This is a genomic window from Actinospineispora acaciae DSM 45401 (assembly GCF_000620785.1).
Lineage (GTDB): Bacteria > Actinomycetota > Actinomycetes > Mycobacteriales > Pseudonocardiaceae > Pseudonocardia > Pseudonocardia acaciae.
Genome location: NZ_JIAI01000015.1, coordinates 128,573 through 148,358 on the forward strand (window position 1 = coordinate 128,573; position 19,786 = coordinate 148,358).

Sequence of the window (19,786 nt, forward strand, 5' to 3'; positions counted from 1 at the left end):
CGCCGTTCGGCCCGGGCGCGGTCGGTAACCGACGGCACACAAGTCGGGCGCGGTTCGGCTCCGGCCGTTGCTCGGGCGACCCCATGAGCACGAGTGTTGGCGCACCTGAGGAGGTGTCGCCGGTGAGGTATGCGCGTGCGCTGGCCGTCATGTTGCTCGCCACGTTGGTCGGTAGCGCGCTGACCGGGTGCGGCGGGCGCCAGGACACGGCTCCGGCACAGAACGCGAGCGGGGGCTGCGAGGCGCCGGCCGACACCACGATCACGATCGCGACCGGGAACGCCGGCGGGGTGTACGACGTGCTCGGCACCCGCCTCGCCGAGCTGCTCACCCAGGCCACCGAGAACAAGGTGCGGGCCAGCGCGACCCAGACCGGCGCGTCGGTGCAGAACATCCAGGACCTCGCCGAGGGCCGGCACCAGGTGGCGTTCGCGGTGGCGGACGCGGCGGCCGACGCGGTCAACGGCGTCGGCGCGTTCCGGGGCAGACCGCAGCGGATCGCCGCGCTCGGCCGGCTCTACCCCAACTACACCCAGGTCGTGGCCCGCGCGGACACCGGCATCAACTCGGTGGTCGAGCTGCGCGGCCGGCGGGTGTCCACCGGTTCGCCGGGGTCGGGGACCGAGCTGGTCGCAGAGCGCGTGCTGGCCGCGGCCGGCCTCGACCCGGCGCGGGACGTCAAGGTCCGGCGGCTGGACCTGGCGGCGAGCGTGGACGGCATGAGGTCGGGCTCGGTGGACGCGCTGTTCTTCTCCGGCGGGCTGCCCACGCCGGGCATCACCACCCTGTTCACCGGCCTGCGCGGGAAGGTCAAGCTGCTGGACACCGCCCCGCAGCTGGCCGCCCTGCACCGGAGCAGCGCGGCGTACCAGGTGGCCACCATCCCCGGCGCCACCTACCCCGGCGCGGCGAACACCCAGGCGATCGTGGTGCCCAACCTGCTGCTGGTCGCCGCCGACATGGACGCCGGCCTGGCCTGCGCGCTGACCAGGGCGCTCTACCAGCACACCGCAGAGCTGGCGGCGGCCAACCCGGCGGCCAGGGAGATCAAGCAGGCCAACGCCCGGCGCACCGAGCCGGTGCCGCTGCACCCCGGCGCCCGGCGCGCGCTGGACATGCTGGGCACGCGCTAGCCGTCCGGGGTCGGGAGCTCCCAGAGCGCGGCGACCGGCACGGCGCGCAGCCGGGGCCCGAACGGGAGCGTCTGGCCGCCGGTGTAGAGCACGTATCCGGCCACGAAGTCGTCGCCGAGGCGATCGGCGAGGTGCCGCAGGCCTCGGAAATCCTCGGCGCGCACCGTCGAGGACGCCTTCACCTCGATGCCGACCACCCGCCCCCGCCGGTCCTCGAGCACGGCGTCGACCTCGGTGCCGTCCTTGGTCCGGTAGTGGAACAGCTCGACCCGGCGCCGCGCCCACGTCAGCTGGCGCGCGAGCTCCATCAGCACGAACGCCTCCAGCAACTGGCCGAACGGCGCGCCCGGCCGGGTCAGCGACCTCGCATCGACGCCGAGCAGGTTGGCCGCGACGCCGGAGTCCACGAAGGCGAGCTTGGGGGTGCCGACGGCCCTGCTGGAGATGTTGCGCGACCAGGCGGGGATCCGCTTGATCAGGAAGACCTCGTCCAGCAGCCCCAGGTAGCGGTGCACGGTCCGCGCGGACAGCCGCAGGTCGTTGCTCAGCGCGTTGCCGACCAGCGGCTGGGCGGAGCGGGCGGCCAGCAGCCGCAGCAGCGCGCGCATCTGGGCCGGGCGCTCGATCTCGGACAACTGGCTGACGTCCCGCGCGACGAGATCCGCGACGTACGAGTCGAGGAACCGCTCGCGCCGCCTGGGGTTGGTCCGCGCCACGGACTCCGGGAAGCCGCCCCGCACTACCCGCTCGGCGTACTCGCGGCGGGTTCTGGTGCTGGCGTGGCTGAGCGGGCCGTCGTCGAAGGCGGCGTCCACGAAGCCGTCCCCGGTGCCGTCGATCTCTCCCTGGGAGAACGGCCACAGCTCGATGGTCTCGGTGCGTCCGGGCAGCGTGTCGGGCAGCGCGCGCAGGCCGAGCACCCGCGCCGAGCCGGTGAGCAGGTAGCGTCCCGGCCTCGGGTCGGCGTCCACCTGCTCCTTGATCGACAGCAGCAGCTCGGGCGCGCGCTGGATCTCGTCGATGACCATCAGGTCCTCGGAGTCGACGAACCCGCTCGGGTCGGCCCGCGCCGCCTGCCTGGCCGCCGCGGCGTCGAGGTTGCGCCACTCGGCCCGCCGGCCCGTGGCCAGCACCCGTACCAGGGTGCTCTTGCCGCACTGGCGGGCGCCGGTCACCAGGACCACCCGGGTGTCGCCGAGCGCGTCCGCCACCGACGAGGCGGCGCGACGAGGGAGCACGTGTCCGAGGGGTGTGCTGCCCAGGCCGACCATCCGCACATCATCGCAGACAGAGAGGCTGTGGTGGCACGTTGGTCGCACTGGTGCTGGCACGTTGGTCGCCTGGGTGCTGGCACGCTGGTCGCTTGTGACGTGGCACGCTCGTCGCTCCGTTGCCGGCACGGTGGTCGCGGGCCGGGGAGCGCGACGAGAACCTCGGTGGGATGTGGATCACCGGCCCGGCCGCGACATCGAGCGTTCTTCCCGGCCTGCGGTTCAAAGGTCTTGACTATTGCTCCGCCGGAGCGCTACCTGAGACTGAGGGCATTACGACAGTCGGCGAAGTAGCCACCGAAGGGGTTTCCATGCCGTTCGTCCGGATCACGTTGAGTACGGACCGTCCCGAACCGACGCGCGCGGCCGTCGGCGAAGGCGTGCGCCGCGCGCTGGTCAGCGCCATCGGCGTCCCCCAGGACGACCGGTTCCAGATCATCGACGCGCAACCGGCCAGCGCCTTCCACGTGGACCGCCACTTCCTCGACGGTGATCGGCGCGATCCGGTGGTGGTGGAGATCAGACTCACCAGCGGGCGGACCCGGGACATGAAGCTCGCGCTCTACCAGACGATCGTGGCCAACCTGTCCGAAGTCGGCGTGCGACCGGACGATGTGGTGATCCTGCTGCAGGAGTCCGAGCGGGAGGACTGGTCCCTCGGCGGCGGGAAGATGCAACTGCTCGACGAGGAGCTGATCCGCAAGTACGGCTGGTCACCACCGGAGGCGTGATCCCGACCCGGCGGCGCTCGCCCGGCCCCCCGTCCTAAGGTCACCGTTCGTGCGCGGACGACGGCACGACCACGATGCGGGCGGTGACCCGGAGCTGCTCGCCGCCAAGGCCGAGCTGCGCGAGCGGGTCTGGACGGCGCTGACCGAGGCCAAGGCGTCGCGGTTCCCCGGCGCCCGCAACCGGATCTCCAACTTCGTCGGCGCCGAGCGGGCGGCGCAGCGGCTGCGCGACACCGAGTTCTGGCGGGCCGCGCGGACGGTGAAGGCCAACCCGGACTCCGCGCAGCTGCCGGTGCGCCAGCGCGCGCTGGAGGACGGCAAGACCGTCTACATGGCCGTGCCCCGGCTCGCCGAGGACGACCCGTTCTTCCTGCTCGACCCGGACGACCTCGCCGACACCCCGCGCAGGTCGGCGTCCATCTCGGGGGCCACCAGGTCGGCGCGCCGGGTCCCGGTCACCGCGCTGGAGCCGGTCGACCTGGTGGTCAGCGGGTGCGTGGCGGTCGGCGAGGACGGCGCGCGGCTGGGCAAGGGCGGCGGGTTCGCCGACCTGGAGTTCGCGCTCGCCCGCGAGGCCGGGCTGATCGGGCCGGACACCCTGGTCGTGACCACCGTGCACGAGCTGCAGGTCCGCCCGCCCGGCGCGGTGCCCACCAGCGCGCACGACGCGCCCGTCGACCTGATCGTCACCCCGGATCGCGTGATCGACTGCCGCACCGCCCGCACGCAACGCCCCGATGGCGGCATCAGGTGGTCCGAGCTGACCGAGGAGAAGATCGCCGCGATCCCGCTGCTGCGCGCGCTGCGCCCTCACGTCACGTGACGTACACCGTACGTTTGGCGGATGGCGCGGGTCACAGTTTCCGGGCAGGGTAGGCCCATGAGCGCGCAGCCGACCACCACGGACATCGACCCGGCGAGCATCGACCTCTCGGACATCGAGTCGTTCTGGGCCAAGCCGATCGACTACCGGCACGCGGCGTTCGACGTGCTGCGCGAGGGCCCCGGCCTGCCGTTCTACGCCGAGCCCCAGCTCGCGTTCCTGCCGCAGGGGCCGGGCTACTACGCGCTGACCAAGCTGGACGACATCGTCACCGCCAGCCGCACGCCGGGGGTCTACATCTCGGGCAAGGGCGCGACCGGCGCGGTGGACCAGCCCGTCGAGTTCCGCGAGTTCTACGGTTCGATGATCAATATGGACGATCCGAGGCACGCCCGGCTGCGGCGGATCGTGTCGCGGGGGTTCACGCCGAAGATGCTGGACGCGCTCACCGAGAACGTCTCCCGGGTGGCCACCCGGATCGTCGACGAGGTGATCGAGTCGGGCGAGTGCGACGCGGTCGCGGACATCTCCGCGCGGCTGCCGCTGACGATCATCTGCGACATGATGGGCATCCCGGCCAGCCAGCACCGGTTCGTCTTCGACACCACGAACGTGATCCTCGGCGTGCAGGACCCGGAGTACGTGCCGGACAAGGACAACATCATCCAGGCGCTGCTGGACGCCGGGAAGGACATGGCCGACCTGGTGCGCGGGCTGGCCAAGCTGCGCGCCGAGAAGCCCACCGACGACCTGATCTCCAAGCTCACCAACGCCGAGATCGACGGCGAGTCCCTGACCCCGGACGAGCTGGCCTCGTTCTTCATCCTGCTCGTGGTCGCCGGCAACGAGACCACCCGCAACGCGATCAGCTGGGGCATCGAGCTGCTGACCAAGCACCCCGAGCAGCGCGCCGCCTGGCTGGCCGACCTGGACGGCGTCACCCCCACCGCCGTGGAGGAGATCGTCCGCTGGGCCTCGCCGGTGATCTTCATGCGGCGCACCCTCGCCGAGCCGGCCGTGCTGAACGGGCAGCGGCTCGAGCCCGACGACAAGGTGCTGATGTTCTACTGGGCGGCCAACCGCGACCCGGCCCACTTCGACCACCCCGAACGATTCGACGTCCGCCGCTCACCCAACCCGCACATCGGCTTCGGCGGCCCCGGCCCGCACTTCTGCCTGGGCGCGCACCTGGCCCGCCGGGAGATCACCGTGATGTTCCGCGAGCTGCTCACCCGGATCCCGGACATCCACGCCACCGCCGAGCCGACCCGGCTCAAGTCCGCGTTCATCAACGGCATCAAGCGGCTGCCCGTCGCCTTCACCCCTGGAGTCGCGAAGTGATCGTCAGCTCGCCGGCAAGCCTGGACGTCCCCGAGGTTCCCGCCGGCGCGGTGCTGGCCGGCGCGGCGGCGCGCTGGGGCGACCGGGCGGCGCTGCACCGCGACGGCGAGGAGCTGAGCTTCGCCGAGCTGTACCGGCGGGCCTGCCGGTTCGCGCACGCGCTGGGCGCCGAGGGGGTCGGCCGGGGCGACGTGGTGGCCGTCCACCTGGCGAACGGCCCCGAGTTCGCCGTCGCCTACCACGGCATCCTGCTCTCCGGCGCCACGTTCACCCCGGCGAACCCGCTGCTGCCGCCGGCCGACCTGGCCGCCCAGCTTGCCGACTCCGGCGCGGTGCTCGCGGTCAGCTTCGACCCGGCGTCGAAGGCGCTCGCGGCGATACAGGCCCAGACCTCGGTGCGGCGCGTCGTGCTGGCCGGCGAGGACTTCGAGCGGTTCCTGGACGGTCAGCCGGCCACCCGCCCGGCGGTGGACATCGACATCCACCGCGACCTCGCCCACCTGGCCTACACCGGCGGCACCACCGGCCGCTCCAAGGGCGTGCGGATCCCGCACCGCAACGTGGTGGTGAACGCGCTGCAGTACGCCTTCTGGGGCTCCGGCTCGGTGCCGAAGCTGGATGCGGACGGCGGGCTCTGGCTGGACCAGGTCGGCTCCGCCGAGGAGTACCCCGGGCGGCTCGGCACCGGCATCGCGATCAACCTCACACCGTGGTTCCACGCCATGGGCACGATCGGCGGGCTGAACGTTCCGATGCTCACCGGCCTGACCCAGGTGCTGCACGCGCGGTTCGACCCCGAGCGTTACCTCGCCGACGCCGAGCGGTTCCGGGTCACCACGATGACCGGCGCGCCGCCGCTGTTCGCCGCGCTGGTCGCGCATCCGGACTTCGCCACCCGGGACCTCTCCAGTGTGCTGGGCATCACCTCGGGGGCGGCGCCGCTGGCCGTCGAGCTGATCAAGGCGTTGCGCGCCCGGCTGGGCGAGGACACGGTGGTCGGTGAGGGGTACGGGCTGACCGAGGTGACCATGGGAGCGACCGCGGGCCCGGCCGCCCGCTCGGCGGTGCGCAAGGTCGGCACGGTCGGGCTTCCGGTGGCGAACACGCAGGTCAAGCTCGTTGCGGAGGGGTCGGAGGAGCCACTGCCGGTGGGCGAGCACGGCGAGGTGTGCGTGCGCGGGCCGCAGGTGATGGCCGGGTACCTGGACCGGCCGGAGGAGACCGCCGCCGCGCTGGTGGACGGCTGGCTGCACACCGGCGACATCGGCGTGCTGGACGAGGACGGCTACCTCTCGATCGTGGACCGCAAGAAGGACATGCTGCTCTACAAGGGCTACAACGTGTACCCGCGCGAGCTGGAGGAGCGGCTGTTCGCCCAGCCGGGGGTGCGGGCGGTGGCCGTGGTGGGGCGGCCCGACCCGGCGGTCGGCGAGCTGCCGGTGGCGTTCGTGGTCGGCGACGGGATCGATCCGGAGAAGTTGCGGGAGGCGGTCAACGCCGAGCTGGTTCCGTACAAGAAGATCAGGGAGATTCGCCTGGTCGACGCGATCCCGGTGTCCGCGGCGGGCAAGGTTCTCAAACGAGAGTTGAGATCTCTGTTGACTTGACGGCGGCCCCCGTGTATCGCTGCGCACCGCCATCATGAGACGGTGGAAGCTGCTCGCGTTAGATAGGCTCGGCTCGCCGGGTCTGACGACAACCGGGGGCGGCAGAGTCGATGGCTAACGAGAAGGCGCGGGGGACGGACGGGCGGCTGGATCTTTCCGACCTCCCGGGGATCATTACGCCAGGCGAGAAGGACGGGGACACCGAGGGACGCGACGGCTCGTCGGAGCAGGCTCCTTCGGACGCCGAGCGGCGGGCTCCCAGGCCGGCGGCCGAGCGCACCTCGTCGACCAAGGCATTGTCCTCGAACGAGCCCTCGAACGAGCCCTCGACCGGCGCGAGCAAGCCCGTCACGAACGGCACCACTCCCGGCAGCGCCAAGCCCTCCTCCGCCGCGGCCGCCGCGGACAAGGGCGAGCCCGAGCCGAGCGGGCCAGACACCGACGCCGCGCCGACCTCCACACCCAAGGCGACCTCCACACCGAAGGCCCCCTCCAAACCCAAGGCGAACGCCAAGGCCAAGGCGAACGCCAAGCCCACCGCGAACGCCGAGGCCACCGCGAACGTCAAGCCCGCCACGAGCCCCGAGTCCGGCGCGGACGCCAAGCCCACCGCGAAGCCCACCGCGAACGCCAAGCCCGCCGCGAGCACCGAGGCCACCGCGACCCTCAAGTCCGCGCCGAGCCCAACGCGCGCCGCGAGCGCGAACGCCAAGATCGCCGAGGAACGAGCCCGGGCGAACGCCTCGAGGCCGCCGGCCAACGCCAACGCCAACGCCAACAACGACGACGACGACCACGACTCGGTCGACGCCGCCTCGGCACGGACCACCGCCGTCCCGATCCCACCCAGCGCACACGCCCCACCCGTTCGCACCAGCGACAACGCCGCCAACCCGCCGGCCCAACCCGAGCGCCCAAAGGGACCCGACCCTGACTGGGACGGCCAGCCCACCGCTAAGATCCCCGTCATCCGCGAACCGATCCCCGCTCGCCACTTCGAGGCCGCACCCGAGCGGCCGCGCGCCGCCGATGTGGCGACATCCCAGGCGAACCGCAAACTGGCATGGCTTCTCGCCGGTGTGGTCGCGATCGCCGGCGGCCTGCTCATCGGCACGGTGCGGGCCAACTCGCCCGTCGACATCCCGGTTCCGATGGTGACCCCGCAGCCCCCGGCCGCCGAGCAGAACGCGTCCGCCGACAACGCGCTGTCCCAGCCGCTCGCGCCCACGCCCGAGCCGGCCGCCACTCAGGCCGCCCCGCCACCCACCCCGGCGCCGGTCGCGCCCGCGCCGACGCCGGTCGCCGTCAAGCCGGTGCCGAAACCCCCGGCCCGGACGATCCGTCGGGAACCGGTCCAGGTCCCGACCACGAAGACGACCAAGACCACCAAGAAGTCCGAGTCGAACTCGAAGAAGGACGACAAGTCCGACAGCAACAAGAAGCGCCGCAACGACTGACCTCGGCGACCGGCCGAGGCACCGCCGTCAAGCCGCGTCGGACTGCTGGACCTCCGCGCTCATCACCGCGTCCACGATCCCCATGATCAGTCCCTGGGAGCCGAGCCGGTAGCCGAACTCTTCCCAGGACAGCAGCTCGCGGGACAGCAGCTCGCCGACCGGACCGGGGTACACCCGGGTGGCCCGGAACGCGGCCGCGCGCAACCGCATCCGCTCGTGGTGGTCCATCGGAACCTGCATGCTCATGTCAGCACCTCCGCCTGGTGGAGAACTTCGGCGGCGGCTCGGCACTGAGGCGCGCTCCCCGAAGCATTCATGGTTACCCAGGAATCGGGTCTACCTACCGTCGTGAGACGAGCGACTCACTCCTGGCTCAACGAGCCGGCGGCCGAACCGGAACTCCCCGCTCGGCGAGCAGGCGCCCGCCGGCGTCGCCTACCGTTGCTGACCATGGCCTCCTCGGAACCGCTGTCCGCTCGCCTCTGGGCCGACATCGAGCACATCTACCAGGCAGTACTGGCCCACCCGTTCCTCACCGGGCTGACCGACGGGTCCCTGCCGGCCGAGTCGTTCCGGCATTTCATCGTCCAGGACGCGCACTACCTGCGCGGCTACGCCCGCGCGCTGGCGGTGTGCGCGGCCAAGGCCCCGACCGAGCAGGACACCGTCATGTTCGCCGAGCACGCCGCCGGCGCGATCGCGGCCGAGCAGCAGATGCACGCCGAGCTGGCCTCGGCACTGGGTTCCTCTTCGGACGAGTCGGCCGCTCCTGTCGCCCCGACGACCAGGGCGTACGTCAGCTACCTGTTGGCCACCGTGCACGGCGGTTCGTTCGCCGAGGGGTTGGGCGCGGTGCTGCCGTGCTACTGGATCTACGCCAGGGTCGGCGACGAGCTGCTCGCCCGCTCCTCGCCGGACCCGCTGTACGCGCGGTGGATCTCGATGTACGGCGGCGAGGAGTACCAGTCGGTGGTGAACGCCGTGCTCACCCTCACCGACCGCATCGGCCCCACGCTCGCGCCCGACGAGCTGGACCGCGTCCGCGAGCACTTCGTCACCACGTCGCGGTACGAGTGGATGTTCTGGGACGCCGGCTACCGCCGCGAGGCCTGGCCGATCTGATCCTGTCGTTTCCCCGCGCCCGGACGTACGGTGTACGTAACGATCGGGAACGGGGAGGCGCGCATGCGGGTTCCGGACACCGTCAGGTGGCTGTCGACACACGGGCTGGCGCGGACGGTGCTGCGGCGCGAGGCGCGGCGCGGCAACCTGAACGCCCGGCTGCTGATGGACCCGGCGATGCGGGCGAACCCGTATCCGCACCTGGAGCGGCTGCGCGCGGAGTACCCGTTCACGAACGCGCTGACCGGCAAGCTCACCGTGCACCACGACATCGGCACCGAGGTGCTGCGCTCGGACGACTTCGGCACCGCGTCCTACGGCGGCGCGCCCCGCTCGGTCCGCCAGGTGCTGCACTGGATGGCGCCGCAGTCCGCGCGCAGCGTGATCGAGCCGCCGTCCATGCTCGCTTCGGACCCTCCCGAGCACAGCCGCTACCGCAAGCTGGTCACCCGCGCGTTCACCGTCAAGGCCGTCAACGCGCTGCGCGAGCGCGCCGAGCAGATCGCCGCCGAGCTGCTCGACGACCTCCCCGCGAACGGCGCGAGCGGCCCGGTGGACCTGGTGCAGGCCTACGCCGCGCCGCTGCCGGTGATCGTGATCTGCGAGATCCTCGGCGCGCCGACGTCGATGCGCGAGCGGTTCCTGGCCTGGGGCGACGACGCGGCCAGCTCGCTGGACCTGGGGCTGGACCGGCGCGCGTTCGCCCGCGCCCAGCGCGGCATCGACAGCCTGCTGGACTGGCTGCGCGGCCACTTCGACACGCTGCGCCGCTCGCCCGGCGAGGACATCCTGTCCCAGCTGGTCACCGCCTCGGACGCGGACAACGAGGGCCTCAACGAGACCGAGCTGCTGGCCACCAGCATGCTCGTGCTCGCCGCCGGCTTCGAGACCACCGTGAACCTGATCGCCAACGGCATCGCCCTGCTGGAGGAGCACCCCGACCAGCGCGCCCTGCTGGCCGAGCGGCCCGACCTGTGGCCCACCGCGGTGGACGAGATCCTCCGCTTCGACTCCCCGGTCTCCCGCACCGCGCGGCGGGCGCTGCGCGACACCGAGGTGGCCGGCGTCCGGATCCGCCGCGACGAGATAGTCGTCATCTCCCTCGCCGGGACGAACCGTGACCCTCAGGTCTTCGAGGACGCCGCACGGTTCGACGTGACGCGGCCGAACGCGGGCAAGCACCTGGCGTTCTCCAGCGGGATCCACCACTGCCTGGGCGCGTCGCTGGCACGGATGGAAGGGACCGTGGCGCTGCGGGGGCTGTACGAGCGGTTCCCCGACCTGACCCTGGTCGGGCAGCCTCGACGGCGCCCGACGTCGAACCTGCGCGGCTACCAGGCGATGTCGGCCGAGCTGTCCGGGACGACGGTCGCCCGGTAGGTCAGGGCTCGTCGAAGGCGGTGGCCCGGCTCACCGGCTCCCAGGTGTCCAGCTCTACGGCGATCCGGTCCAGCCGGCCGCGGATGCCGTCCACGGCGTCGGCGCCGAGGACCAGGCGCAGCGGGGTGTGGTCGGCGTTCAGGGCGGTCAGGATCGCGGCGGCCGCCTTGGCCGGGTCGCCGGCCTGCGAGCCGTCCCCGCCGGTCACATAGTCGCGGATCGGGCCGACGGTGCCGGCGTACTCGGGCAGCGGCGCGGACATGTACGCGGATCCGGGGTTGAACAGGCCGGTACGGAACGCGCCGGGTTCCACGATCAGGAACCGGACGCCGAAGTCGACCTCCTGGGCCAGCGTCTCGGTCAGGCCCTCCAGCGCGAACTTCGTGGCGCAGTACGCGCCGAACCCGGGCGCCGTGACCTGGCCGCCCACGCTGGACATCTGCACCACCGCGCCACCGCCCTGGCGGCGCATGTGCGGCAGGACGGCCTTGGTCAGCGCGGCCGGCCCGAAGAAGTGCAGGTCGAACAGGTAGCGCAGCTCGTCCTGGGTGGTCTCCTCCAGCGCGCCGACCTGGGTCCGGCCGGCGTTGTTGACCAGCACGTCCAGCCGTCCGTGCCGGGTCACCACGTCGTCCACCACCGCGGCCGCGCCCGGCGCCGTGACGTCGAGCTGGACGGAGTCGACCCGGCCGGGGTGCGCGGCGGCCAGGTCGCCCAGCGCGCCGGGCCGGCGGGCGGCGCCGACCACCGTGTCCCCGGAGTCCAGCGCGACCTCGGCGATCGCCCTGCCGAACCCGCTGCTCGCGCCCGTAACCAGCCAGACCCGGGACATCTCAGCCGACGCCCCCGCGCTCGTCGAACCGGTCCGGGATGATCAGGTGCAGCACGAAGCCGATCACCGCGACCACGATGGCGCCCCAGAAGCCCGCCCAGAAGCCGTCCACGTGGAACTCCAGCCCGAGCTTCTCGGACAGCCAGCCGACCAGCAGGAACAGCAGCGCGTTCACCACCAGCCCGATCAGCCCCAGGGTGAGCAGGTAGAACGCGCAGCCGAGCGTCTTGACCACCGGTTTGATCACGGCGTTCACCAGGCCGAAGATCAGCGCGACCACCAGCAGCGTGCCGATCTTGCCACCGCCGCCGGAGCCGCCCAGGGTGATTCCGGAGACCACCAGGGTGGCCACCCACAACGCGACAGCGTTGACCACCACCCTGATGGCGAACACCAGAGCCATCAGTCCACCACCGCCTGATAAACGAGCGTACGCAGCTGAGATCGAATGGGATGAGTGCTGGACGGTAGCAGTTGCGTGAAGAACAGCGCCGTCAGCTCCTGCACCGGGTCCACCCAGAACGCCGTGCTGGCCGCCCCGCCCCAGGCGAACTCGCCCTCGCTGGACAGCACCCGCGTCGCGGCCGCGTCCAGGATCACCGAGAAGCCCAGCCCGAACCCGGTGCCGGCCATCGTCGACTCGGAGAAGATCGGCCGCCCGAAGCTCTCCAGGTCGGCGCCGCCGGGCAGGTGGTTGCGGGTCATGTAGGCCAGCGTGCGGCTGCCCAGCACGCGTGCCCCGTCCAGCGCGCCGCCGCCGAGCAGCATCTGGGTGAACCGGTGGTAGTCCGCCGCGCTGGACACCAGCCCACCGCCGCCGGACAGGCACGCCGGCTGGCGGGTGCCGGTGACGCCCATCGCGTCGTTGCGCACGATCTTCCCGGTGTCCGGGTCCGGGCCGTAGAGCGCACCCAGGCGCTCGGGGTCGACGGCCGCGAACGCCGTCTCCGTCATGCCCAACGGGTCGAAGATCCGCTCGGCGAAGAACTCGTCCAGCCGCCGCCCGGAGACCACCTCGACGACCCGGCCGAGCACGTCGGTGGCCACCGAGTAGTTCCACTCCGTGCCGGGGTTGAACAGCAGCGGGAAGCCGGCCCACGCCGCGCAGCTGCCGGCCAGGTCCAGCCCGCGCGGGTTGCCCCACTCGAACCCGCCGCGCCGGTAGATCTCGTCCACCGGGTGCGCGTGCAGGAAGCCGTAGGTCAGCCCGGAGGTGTGGGTGAGCAGGTGCCAGAGCCGGATCGGCTCGGTCGCGGGCACGGTGGCCGGCTTGAGCGCCGAGCCCTTGGCGTACACCCGCATGTCGGCGAACTCCGGGATGTACCGCGCGATCGGGTCGTTGAGCTCCAGGCGCCCCTCCTCGACCAGGATCATCGCAGCCACCGAGGTGACCGGCTTGGACATCGAGTAGATGCGCCACAGCGTGTCGCTCTGCACCGGCAGCCCGGCCTCGACGTCGCGCTGCCCGCGCACGCCGAGGTGCACGATCTTGCCGCGCCTGGTCACCAGGGCCAACCAGCCGGCCAGCCGGCCGTCGTCCACATAACGGGCGAAGTGTTGGTCGATCCGGGACAGCCGATCGGCGTCCATTCCGACCTCGCCGGGATCGATCTCGGGGGTCAACTCGGCCACGACCGCTGACCCTACCGGCCCTATGCCGCTCCGGCCGTCCGTAAATCCGTGCGCTAAGTTGCCGCCGTGGCCACCTCCTGGATCGACCTGGTCGGATACGTCAGGGTGCGGTACGAGATCTTCCAACAGACCAACGGGACGCTCCGGTTCCACCTGCCCACCAGCGGCGACCGGACCCAGCGCGTCGCCGTGCACCACATCGAGTCCGACGGCACCGAGTGGATCCTGATCGAGTCCGCGATCGCCCGCGCGGACGACGTGGACCTGAAGCAGCTGCTGGAGCTGGCCGGCCGCTCGGTGATCGGCGGGGTGGTCGTGGTGGACGGCGTGGCGCTGCTGCGGCACGCCACCACGCTGGCCGACCTGGCGCTCACCCAGTTCGACCAGCCGTTCCGGTTGGTGGTGGAGCGCGCCGATGCGCTCGAGCACGAGCTCACCGGCGCGGACCAGTTCTAACCCGCACGTAGCGCGGCCACCACCGCGGCGGCGCAGAGCAATCCGGCGCCCACCGCGCCGGCCGCCCCGAGCCGCTCGCCGAGCAGCAGCACGCCGAGCACCGTCGCGGTGACCGGTTCGAGCACCGCGACCACCGCCGCCGAGGTGGCCGACACCCCGCGCAGCCCGGTGAAGAACAGCCCGTAGGCCACCGCCGTCGGCACCCAGGCGAAGAACAGCAGCACGCCCACCGACGCCGCCGTCGGCGCGAACCCGACGCCCACCCCCGGCACCGTGATCACCCCGAGCATCACCGCGCCGGCGGTGAACCCGAACCCGATGGTGGCCGGGCCGTCCAACCCGGGCACCGGCCGGCGCCCCAGCAGCGTCAGCGCGGCGAACCCGGCCGCCGACACCAGCGCCAGCGACGCCCCGAGGGCGAGCGCGCCGCCGTCGAACCCGCCGGGCACGCCGAGCAGCAGCGCCAGCCCGAGCACGGCAAGGCCGATCGCCGCGCTCGGCACCAGCCCCGGCCGCCGCCGGGCCCGCGCCGCCTCCACCGCGAGCACCAGCACCGGCGCCGCACCCAACGTCACCAGCGTGGCCACCCCCACCGAGGTGAGCGAGACCGCCGCGAAATAGCAGGCCTGGTACGACGCGGTCAGCCCGCCCACGGCAAGCACCCGCCCCAGCCCGGCCCTGGTCAACGGGGCGACGCCGGAGGTCAGGGCCATCACCGCGAGCACCGTCAGCCCGCCGCCGGCCAGCCGGTAGGTGGCCACGGCCAGCGGCTGCAGCTCGGTGAGCCGGCCGAGCACCGCGCCCGCCAGCCCGCCGGTGCCCCACAGCATCCCGGCGGCAACGACCCGCATCAGGTCGTTTCGAAACAAAGACATGAACGCTCCTGCGACTGGATACGAATGGGTCGCGGAAGCGGGCACACCGAAATAAGGCCCAGTTCAGACAGAACCGTGCCGGCCGATCCGCCCGCTCAGGAGGCGGGCGGCGGGGTGATCGGGAAACACCGGTGCACGACGTGCACGTTACCCCGACCTCGAATCCATTACCTCCCAGGGAATCGCGCGGACTACCTCCGACTGGCACCGTGGACCGCGTCAACCCACCGAGGAGGAACCGTGAACACCCTGGTCAAGCGCTACATCGAGGCCTGGAACGAGACCGACCCCACCGCCCGCCGCGCCCTCATCGACGCCCTCTACACCCCCGATGCCAACTACACCGACCCCATGGCCGACGCCCGCGGCCGCGACCAGATCGACGCCACCATCGCCGCCGTCCAACAGCAGTTCGCCGGCCTGACCTTCACCCTCGCCGGCGAGCCCGACGCCCACCACAACACCGCCCGCTTCCACTGGCACCTGGCCGCCCCGGGCGCCACCGACCCCCTGGTCATCGGCTTCGACGTCGCCGTAGCCGAAAACGACCGCCTCCGCCACGTCTACGGCTTCCTCGACAAGGTCCCCCAGACCTGACCCAACCGCCCGCGAGTCGGGATTTTTGTCAGGGTGAGTCGCGGATTCCGTCAGCCGACGGGATCCGCGACCCAAACCCGATTGCCCGCTGCCCGCGCCCTCCGGCACCCTCGCCGGATGATCAGACCGAGGCGCGCACTGGTGACAGGGGTGAGCCGGCGGCGCGGCATCGGGTTCGCAATCGTGCGCCGGCTGCTCGAAGACGGCGCCAGCGTGTTCGCCCAGTCCTGGACCCAGCACGACGCCACCCAGCCGTGGGGAGCCGACCCCGTCGGGATCGACGGCGTACTCGCCGAGCTCGGCGGTGTGGGCGACCGGCTGGCGCACGCCGAGTACGACCTGGAGCGCCCGCAGGCCCCCGCCGAGCTGGTGGCCGAGGCGACGCGGCGGTTCGACGGCGTGGACACCCTGGTGGTCAACCACGCGCGCAGCTCGCTCGGCCGGCTCGACGAGCTGGACGCCGACGAGCTGGACAGGTGCTGGGCGGTGAACGTGCGGGCGACGCTGTTGCTGGTCAAGGCGTTCGCCGAGCAGTTCACCGGCTCGGAAGGCCGGGTGGTGCTGTTCACCTCCGGCCAGCACCTGGGGCCGATGGCCGACGAGATCCCGTACGCGGTCAGCAAGGGCGCCCTGCATCAGCTCACCCTCACGCTCTCCGAAGCGCTGGCCGACCGGGGCGTCACGGTGAACACCGTCAATCCCGGCCCCACGGACACCGGGTGGTCCGGCCCCGAGCTTGCCGACCTGGTGGGCCGGTCGATGCCGAAGGGGCGGTGGAACACGCCCGACGAAGCGGCCGGAGTGGTCGCCATGCTGCTCGGCGCGGACGCGGCACCGATCACCGGCCGGGTGATCGACGCCGAGGCGGGTTTCCGGCGTTGGCCCCTCATGGCGGACGTCCCGAACCGTGCCGAGGGCACCCCGACTCGCGCCGACGGATCCGCCGGCTCGTCCTGACGAAATCCCCGACTCACCCTGACAAAAACCCCGACTCGCGGGCCTACGCGCGGGGGGCGGGTGGGGCGGGGATAGGTTGGCACGGACTTGAGCGGGTTAAGGGGGGCTCACGTGAGGCAGTCCGTGGTGTTCACGGCGCTGGTTCTGGCGTCGGCGGTGGTGGTTGCGGCGTGTTCGTCGGCGCCGGCGGGCAAGAGCGGCGGTGAGGGTGAGGCGCGGTCGGAGAACCCGCCGGCCGCCTCGCTGGGGCCGCCGCCGGCGATGCGGGTGGTCACGACCGGGCTGGACCACGCGTGGGACATGGTCTGGGGGCCGGACAACTTCATCTGGGTCACCGAGCGCGTCGGCAAGCGGGTGACCAGGATCAACCCGGCGGACGGCGCCAAGACCACGGCGGTCACCGTGCCGGACGCGGCGGACGGGTCGCACGGGCAGCAGGGGATGCTCGGGCTCGCGTTCGGCGACCGGGTGGCGTACCTGGCGTACAGCTACAACACGGCCCAGCCGCCCACGAACGAGAACCTCCGCGGCAAGATCGTCCGCTTCACTTACGACCAGGCGGCGGGCACCCTGCGCGACCCGGTGGACGTGATCACCAACCTGCCGGCCAGCCCGGACCACAACGCCGGCCGGCTGCTGCTCGGCCCGGACCGGAAGCTGTACTACTCGATCGGCGACCAGGGCCACAACCAGTTCAAGAACGCCTGCCTGCCGATCCGCGCGCAGGACACCCCCACCGCCGCCCAGGTCGCCGCCAAGGACTGGAGCACGTACCAGGGCAAGATCCTGCGCCTCAACCCGGACGGCACCGTCCCGGCGGACAACCCGACCATCCGGGGCGTGCGCAGCCACGTGTTCAGCTACGGCCACCGCAACCCGCAGGGGCTCACGTTCGGGCCGGGCGGACGGCTGTTCTCCGACGAGCACGGCCCGAAGAGCGACGACGAGATCAACCTGGTCAAGGGCGGGAAGAACTACGGCTGGCCGTTCGTCGCCGGGTTCCGGGACAACCAGTCGTACTGGTACGCGAACTGGTCCGCGGCGCCGAACTGCGCGGGCCTGGAGTACGACGACTACGACATCCCGGCCGGCGTGCCGCACGGCCCGCACGAGCTGGAGTGGAACGACCCGGACTACACCGAGCCACTCAAGACCATCTACACCGTGCCGACCGGCCACAACTTCAAGGACGAGGCCTGCGGGGAGAACCTGGACCTGTGCTGGCCGTCGATCGCCCCGTCCAGCCTGGTCTACTTCCCCGCCGACAAGGCGCCGAACCCGGCACTGGCCAACGCGCTGCTGGCGACCAGCCTGAAGAACGGCGCGCTGTACGTGCTCAAGCTGTCCCAGGACGGCAACTGGGTGAACGGTGACATCGTGCAGCTGTTCCGTACCCGCAACAGGTACCGGGCGGTGACGGTCAGCCCGGACCGGACGAAGGTCTACATCACCACCGACAGCGAGGGCCTCGCCGGGCCGGGCTCGGGCTCGCAGAGCGGCGAGCTGGACAACCCGGGCGCGCTGCTGGAGTTCGCCCTGGCCGTGCCGGGCAAGTGATCACCGCCATCGCCACGGTGGCCGCCGTGCTGCTCCTCGCCGGGCCGGCGCTGCCGCCGTACACCTCGGAGGTCGCCCCGGTGACCCAGGAGCGGCTCGGGCCGAGCTGGCGGGCGGGCTGCCCGGTGGGCGCGGACCAACTGCGGCTGGTGCGGGTGGACTACGTCGGCTTCGACGGGGCCGCGCACCGGGGCGAGCTGGTGGTGGCCGACGCGGTGGCGCGGGAGGTCGCGGACATCTTCGGCGAGCTGTACCGCGACCGGTTCCCGATCGAACGAATGGACACCGCCGAGAAGTTCGCCGCCGACGACGACAGGTCGATGGCCGCGGACAACACCTCGGCGTTCAACTGCCGCCCGATCGAGGGCACCAGCCGCTGGTCGTACCACGCCTACGGCCGCGCGGTCGACATCAACACGTTGCGCAACCCGTACATCTCGAAGTCCGGCGCGGTCTCGCCACCGGCCGGCGCGCCCTACGCGGACCGCAACCGCACCGACCCCGGCATGATCCACGCCGACGACGCCACCGTCCGCGCGTTCAAGCGCCGGGGCTGGAGCTGGGGCGGGGACTGGACGTCACCGAAGGACTACCAGCACTTCGAGAAGCCACCGGCGTGAGCGCCCGGCGGCGCATGAGGACGTAGTACAGCGCCCCGGAGACCAGCGCGCCGACGATCCAGGAGATGTCGCCGCCGTCCAGCAACCGCGCCACCGCACCTTCGTAGTAGTGGTTGTTCATGAACGGAAGCTGGACGGCGAACCCGACCAGGTACGAGCCCATCCCGGCCGCGCTGACCCGCCCGTAGATCCCGTTCGGCCGGTACATCGCGTCCACGTCGTACTCGCCGCGCCGCACCAGGTAGTAGTCCACCAGGTTGACCGCCGTCCACGGGCTCATCGCCGCGAGCACCAGCACCAGGAACGTCTCGAACGACGCCAGCAGGTTGTCCTTGTACAGAAACCCCAGGTAGGTGGCCAGCACCGCGACCGGAATGATGTACGCCAGCCGCACCCGCAGGCCGCCGCGCCAGCGCCGGTAGAACGTGGTCACCAGCGTCATCGACGACATGTAGCCGCCGTAGATGTTCAGCGCGTTGATGCTGAACACGCCCAGGATCAGCGCCAGGTAGGTGATCGCGGCGAACCAGCCGCCCGCGCCGCCCGCCACCGTGCCGATCGCGGCCACCGGCCCGCCGGTGAACTGACGCTGCAGCGACGCTCCGAGGATCATCAGCCACGCGCCGCTGACCCCGACGCCGGCGTAGGTGTACCAGAACACGCTGGCGATGGACGTGCTCGCCGGCAGGTAGCGCGCGTAGTCGGCCACGTAGGGCGCGAACCCGAGCTGCGAGATCGCCGGCACCGAGACCGCGAGCAGGAACGGCCCCAGCTCGAACCCGGGCTCGGGCGCGGCCGCCGGGGCGGCGTGGGGGACGGTCAGCATCAGCACGGTGAGCACCGCGAACACGGCGGCGACCAGGTACGACAGGTACCGCTCGAACCTGTGGATCAGGTTGTATCCGAAGATCGCCACCAGCGCGCTGAGCACGGACAGCACGATGATCCCGGCGGAGAGCGGCAGCCCGGTCAAGGCGGTGAGCGCCTCCGCCCCGAGCACCACCCCGGCGGCGTAGAACCCCAGGTACATGACGACGACGAAGACCAGCGGGATGGCCGCGCCGTAGTAGCCGAACTGCGCCCGGCTCTGGATCATCTGCGGGAGCCCGAGGTGCGGCCCCTGCGCGGAGTGGCTGGCCATCAGCAGGGTGCCGACCACCACCCCGATCAGGATGCCGACCACCGCCCAGCCCAGGCTGAGCCGCCCGCTGGCCACCGTGGTCGCGCCGGCCGCCACCACCGGCAGCTCCATGTTCGCGCCGAACCAGACGTACATCAGGTCCGACGGCTTGCCGTGGCGCAGCTCGTGCGGGATGAACTCGATGCTGCGCTGCTCGACCAGGAAGTCGGGGCGCTCCTGACGATCCATGCCCGGGGACAGTAAGGCAGATTGTC

The 19,786-nt window shown here is 71.8% G+C and carries 20 protein-coding genes; 13 read left to right on the forward strand and 7 right to left on the reverse strand.

Features of this window, described 5'->3' with window-relative positions; all coding sequences use genetic code 11:
- Window positions 1–122: 122 nt before the first annotated feature.
- The gene (locus N912_RS0140770) at window positions 123–1,133 is read left to right on the forward strand and encodes a TAXI family TRAP transporter solute-binding subunit (RefSeq protein WP_245645781.1); all 1,011 of its coding nucleotides are present in this window, start codon (window positions 123–125) and stop codon (window positions 1,131–1,133) included.
- Here the strand turns inward: N912_RS0140770 and N912_RS0140775 are convergent.
- Entirely contained in the window at window positions 1,130–2,404 is a 1,275-nt protein-coding gene (locus N912_RS0140775) for an ATP-binding protein (RefSeq protein ID WP_028926973.1), read from the reverse strand. The two genes, N912_RS0140770 and N912_RS0140775, sit on opposite strands and share 4 nt — an antisense overlap.
- A 170-nt stretch (window positions 2,405–2,574) precedes the next feature.
- Between N912_RS0140775 and N912_RS57745 the strand changes: the two genes are divergently transcribed.
- From N912_RS57745 to N912_RS64135, 5 genes are all read left to right on the forward strand, one after another.
- Entirely contained in the window at window positions 2,575–3,135 is a 561-nt protein-coding gene (locus tag N912_RS57745) for a tautomerase family protein (RefSeq protein WP_084211683.1), read from the forward strand.
- Between the two features lie 49 nt (window positions 3,136–3,184).
- Window positions 3,185–3,958 (forward strand): 5-formyltetrahydrofolate cyclo-ligase, encoded by a 774-nt coding sequence (locus N912_RS0140785; protein WP_028926974.1) that lies wholly within the window; start codon window positions 3,185–3,187, stop codon window positions 3,956–3,958.
- 57 nt (window positions 3,959–4,015) lie between these two features.
- Complete coding sequence (locus N912_RS0140790) at window positions 4,016–5,299, forward strand: cytochrome P450 (RefSeq protein WP_037069119.1); 1,284 nt, start codon at window positions 4,016–4,018, stop codon at window positions 5,297–5,299.
- On the forward strand, window positions 5,296–6,906 hold the full coding sequence (locus N912_RS0140795; RefSeq protein WP_028926976.1) for a class I adenylate-forming enzyme family protein: 1,611 nt from the start codon (window positions 5,296–5,298) through the stop codon (window positions 6,904–6,906). Before N912_RS0140790 ends, N912_RS0140795 begins: the two co-directional genes overlap by 4 nt.
- Window positions 6,907–7,016: 110 nt before the next feature.
- On the forward strand, window positions 7,017–8,363 hold the full coding sequence (locus N912_RS64135) for a hypothetical protein (RefSeq protein WP_156994328.1): 1,347 nt from the start codon (window positions 7,017–7,019) through the stop codon (window positions 8,361–8,363).
- 27 nt (window positions 8,364–8,390) lie between these two features.
- On the opposite strand, the gene N912_RS0140810 is transcribed toward N912_RS64135, so the two are convergent.
- The gene (locus N912_RS0140810) at window positions 8,391–8,609 is read right to left on the reverse strand and encodes a hypothetical protein (RefSeq protein WP_245645783.1); all 219 of its coding nucleotides are present in this window, start codon (window positions 8,607–8,609) and stop codon (window positions 8,391–8,393) included.
- A 204-nt stretch (window positions 8,610–8,813) separates the two neighbouring features.
- On the opposite strand from N912_RS0140810, the gene tenA reads away from it, so the two are divergent.
- Complete coding sequence (gene tenA, locus N912_RS0140815; RefSeq protein WP_037069122.1) at window positions 8,814–9,485, forward strand: thiaminase II; 672 nt, start codon at window positions 8,814–8,816, stop codon at window positions 9,483–9,485.
- Window positions 9,486–9,548: 63 nt separating this feature from the next.
- Entirely contained in the window at window positions 9,549–10,865 is a 1,317-nt protein-coding gene (locus N912_RS0140820; protein ID WP_028926980.1) for a cytochrome P450, read from the forward strand.
- A gap of 1 nt (window position 10,866) precedes the next feature.
- Here the strand turns inward: N912_RS0140820 and N912_RS0140825 are convergent, their stop codons facing one another.
- The 3 genes from N912_RS0140825 to N912_RS0140835 are packed head-to-tail and all read right to left on the reverse strand — an operon-like array spanning window position 10,867 to window position 13,329.
- Window positions 10,867–11,697 carry an SDR family NAD(P)-dependent oxidoreductase gene (locus N912_RS0140825; protein WP_028926981.1) on the reverse strand — a complete coding sequence of 277 codons (831 nt, stop codon included), beginning with the start codon at window positions 11,695–11,697 and terminating at the stop codon, window positions 10,867–10,869.
- Between the two features lies 1 nt (window position 11,698).
- On the reverse strand, window positions 11,699–12,100 hold the full coding sequence (locus tag N912_RS0140830) for a phage holin family protein (protein WP_211261573.1): 402 nt from the start codon (window positions 12,098–12,100) through the stop codon (window positions 11,699–11,701).
- Complete coding sequence (locus N912_RS0140835; protein WP_028926983.1) at window positions 12,100–13,329, reverse strand: serine hydrolase domain-containing protein; 1,230 nt, start codon at window positions 13,327–13,329, stop codon at window positions 12,100–12,102. The genes N912_RS0140830 and N912_RS0140835 overlap by 1 nt, the downstream gene beginning before the upstream one ends.
- 66 nt (window positions 13,330–13,395) lie before the next feature.
- On the opposite strand from N912_RS0140835, the gene N912_RS0140840 reads away from it, so the two are divergent.
- Entirely contained in the window at window positions 13,396–13,785 is a 390-nt protein-coding gene (locus N912_RS0140840) for a hypothetical protein (protein ID WP_037069124.1), read from the forward strand.
- Here the strand turns inward: N912_RS0140840 and N912_RS0140845 are convergent.
- A complete protein-coding gene (locus N912_RS0140845; protein WP_028926985.1) occupies window positions 13,782–14,660 on the reverse strand; it encodes a DMT family transporter in 879 nt (292 codons plus the stop codon). The genes N912_RS0140840 and N912_RS0140845 overlap by 4 nt on opposite strands.
- 240 nt (window positions 14,661–14,900) lie before the next feature.
- On the opposite strand from N912_RS0140845, the gene N912_RS66145 reads away from it, so the two are divergent.
- From N912_RS66145 to N912_RS57765, 4 genes are all read left to right on the forward strand, one after another.
- A complete protein-coding gene (locus N912_RS66145; RefSeq protein WP_028926986.1) occupies window positions 14,901–15,257 on the forward strand; it encodes a nuclear transport factor 2 family protein in 357 nt (118 codons plus the stop codon).
- 117 nt (window positions 15,258–15,374) lie between these two features.
- Window positions 15,375–16,214 carry an SDR family oxidoreductase gene (locus N912_RS57760; RefSeq protein ID WP_084211689.1) on the forward strand — a complete coding sequence of 280 codons (840 nt, stop codon included), beginning with the start codon at window positions 15,375–15,377 and terminating at the stop codon, window positions 16,212–16,214.
- A gap of 111 nt (window positions 16,215–16,325) precedes the next feature.
- A complete protein-coding gene (locus N912_RS0140860) occupies window positions 16,326–17,771 on the forward strand; it encodes a glucose/sorbosone family PQQ-dependent dehydrogenase (RefSeq protein WP_028926987.1) in 1,446 nt (481 codons plus the stop codon).
- Window positions 17,768–18,391 carry a M15 family metallopeptidase gene (locus N912_RS57765; RefSeq protein WP_064745530.1) on the forward strand — a complete coding sequence of 208 codons (624 nt, stop codon included), beginning with the start codon at window positions 17,768–17,770 and terminating at the stop codon, window positions 18,389–18,391. Before N912_RS0140860 ends, N912_RS57765 begins: the two co-directional genes overlap by 4 nt.
- Here N912_RS57765 and N912_RS57770 read toward each other — a convergent pair.
- Window positions 18,312–19,760, reverse strand: coding sequence for a purine-cytosine permease family protein (locus N912_RS57770; RefSeq protein WP_051581489.1), 1,449 nt, complete (start codon window positions 19,758–19,760; stop codon window positions 18,312–18,314). The genes N912_RS57765 and N912_RS57770 overlap by 80 nt on opposite strands.
- Between the last annotated feature and the right edge of the window lie 26 nt (window positions 19,761–19,786).

Coding starts and splice junctions, on each gene's coding strand:
- N912_RS0140790 (WP_037069119.1), top strand. CDS start 4,016: ATGAGCGCGCAGCCGACCACCACGGACATCGACCCGGCGAGCATCGAC.
- N912_RS0140825 (WP_028926981.1), bottom strand. CDS start 11,697: ATGTCCCGGGTCTGGCTGGTTACGGGCGCGAGCAGCGGGTTCGGCAGG.
- N912_RS0140820 (WP_028926980.1), top strand. CDS start 9,549: ATGCGGGTTCCGGACACCGTCAGGTGGCTGTCGACACACGGGCTGGCG.
- N912_RS57770 (WP_051581489.1), bottom strand. CDS start 19,760: ATGGATCGTCAGGAGCGCCCCGACTTCCTGGTCGAGCAGCGCAGCATC.
- N912_RS64135 (WP_156994328.1), top strand. CDS start 7,017: ATGGCTAACGAGAAGGCGCGGGGGACGGACGGGCGGCTGGATCTTTCC.
- N912_RS57745 (WP_084211683.1), top strand. CDS start 2,575: ATGTGGATCACCGGCCCGGCCGCGACATCGAGCGTTCTTCCCGGCCTG.
- N912_RS57760 (WP_084211689.1), top strand. CDS start 15,375: ATGATCAGACCGAGGCGCGCACTGGTGACAGGGGTGAGCCGGCGGCGC.
- N912_RS0140810 (WP_245645783.1), bottom strand. CDS start 8,609: ATGAGCATGCAGGTTCCGATGGACCACCACGAGCGGATGCGGTTGCGC.
- tenA (WP_037069122.1), top strand. CDS start 8,814: ATGGCCTCCTCGGAACCGCTGTCCGCTCGCCTCTGGGCCGACATCGAG.
- N912_RS0140775 (WP_028926973.1), bottom strand. CDS start 2,404: ATGGTCGGCCTGGGCAGCACACCCCTCGGACACGTGCTCCCTCGTCGC.
- N912_RS0140845 (WP_028926985.1), bottom strand. CDS start 14,660: ATGTCTTTGTTTCGAAACGACCTGATGCGGGTCGTTGCCGCCGGGATG.
- N912_RS0140830 (WP_211261573.1), bottom strand. CDS start 12,100: ATGGCTCTGGTGTTCGCCATCAGGGTGGTGGTCAACGCTGTCGCGTTG.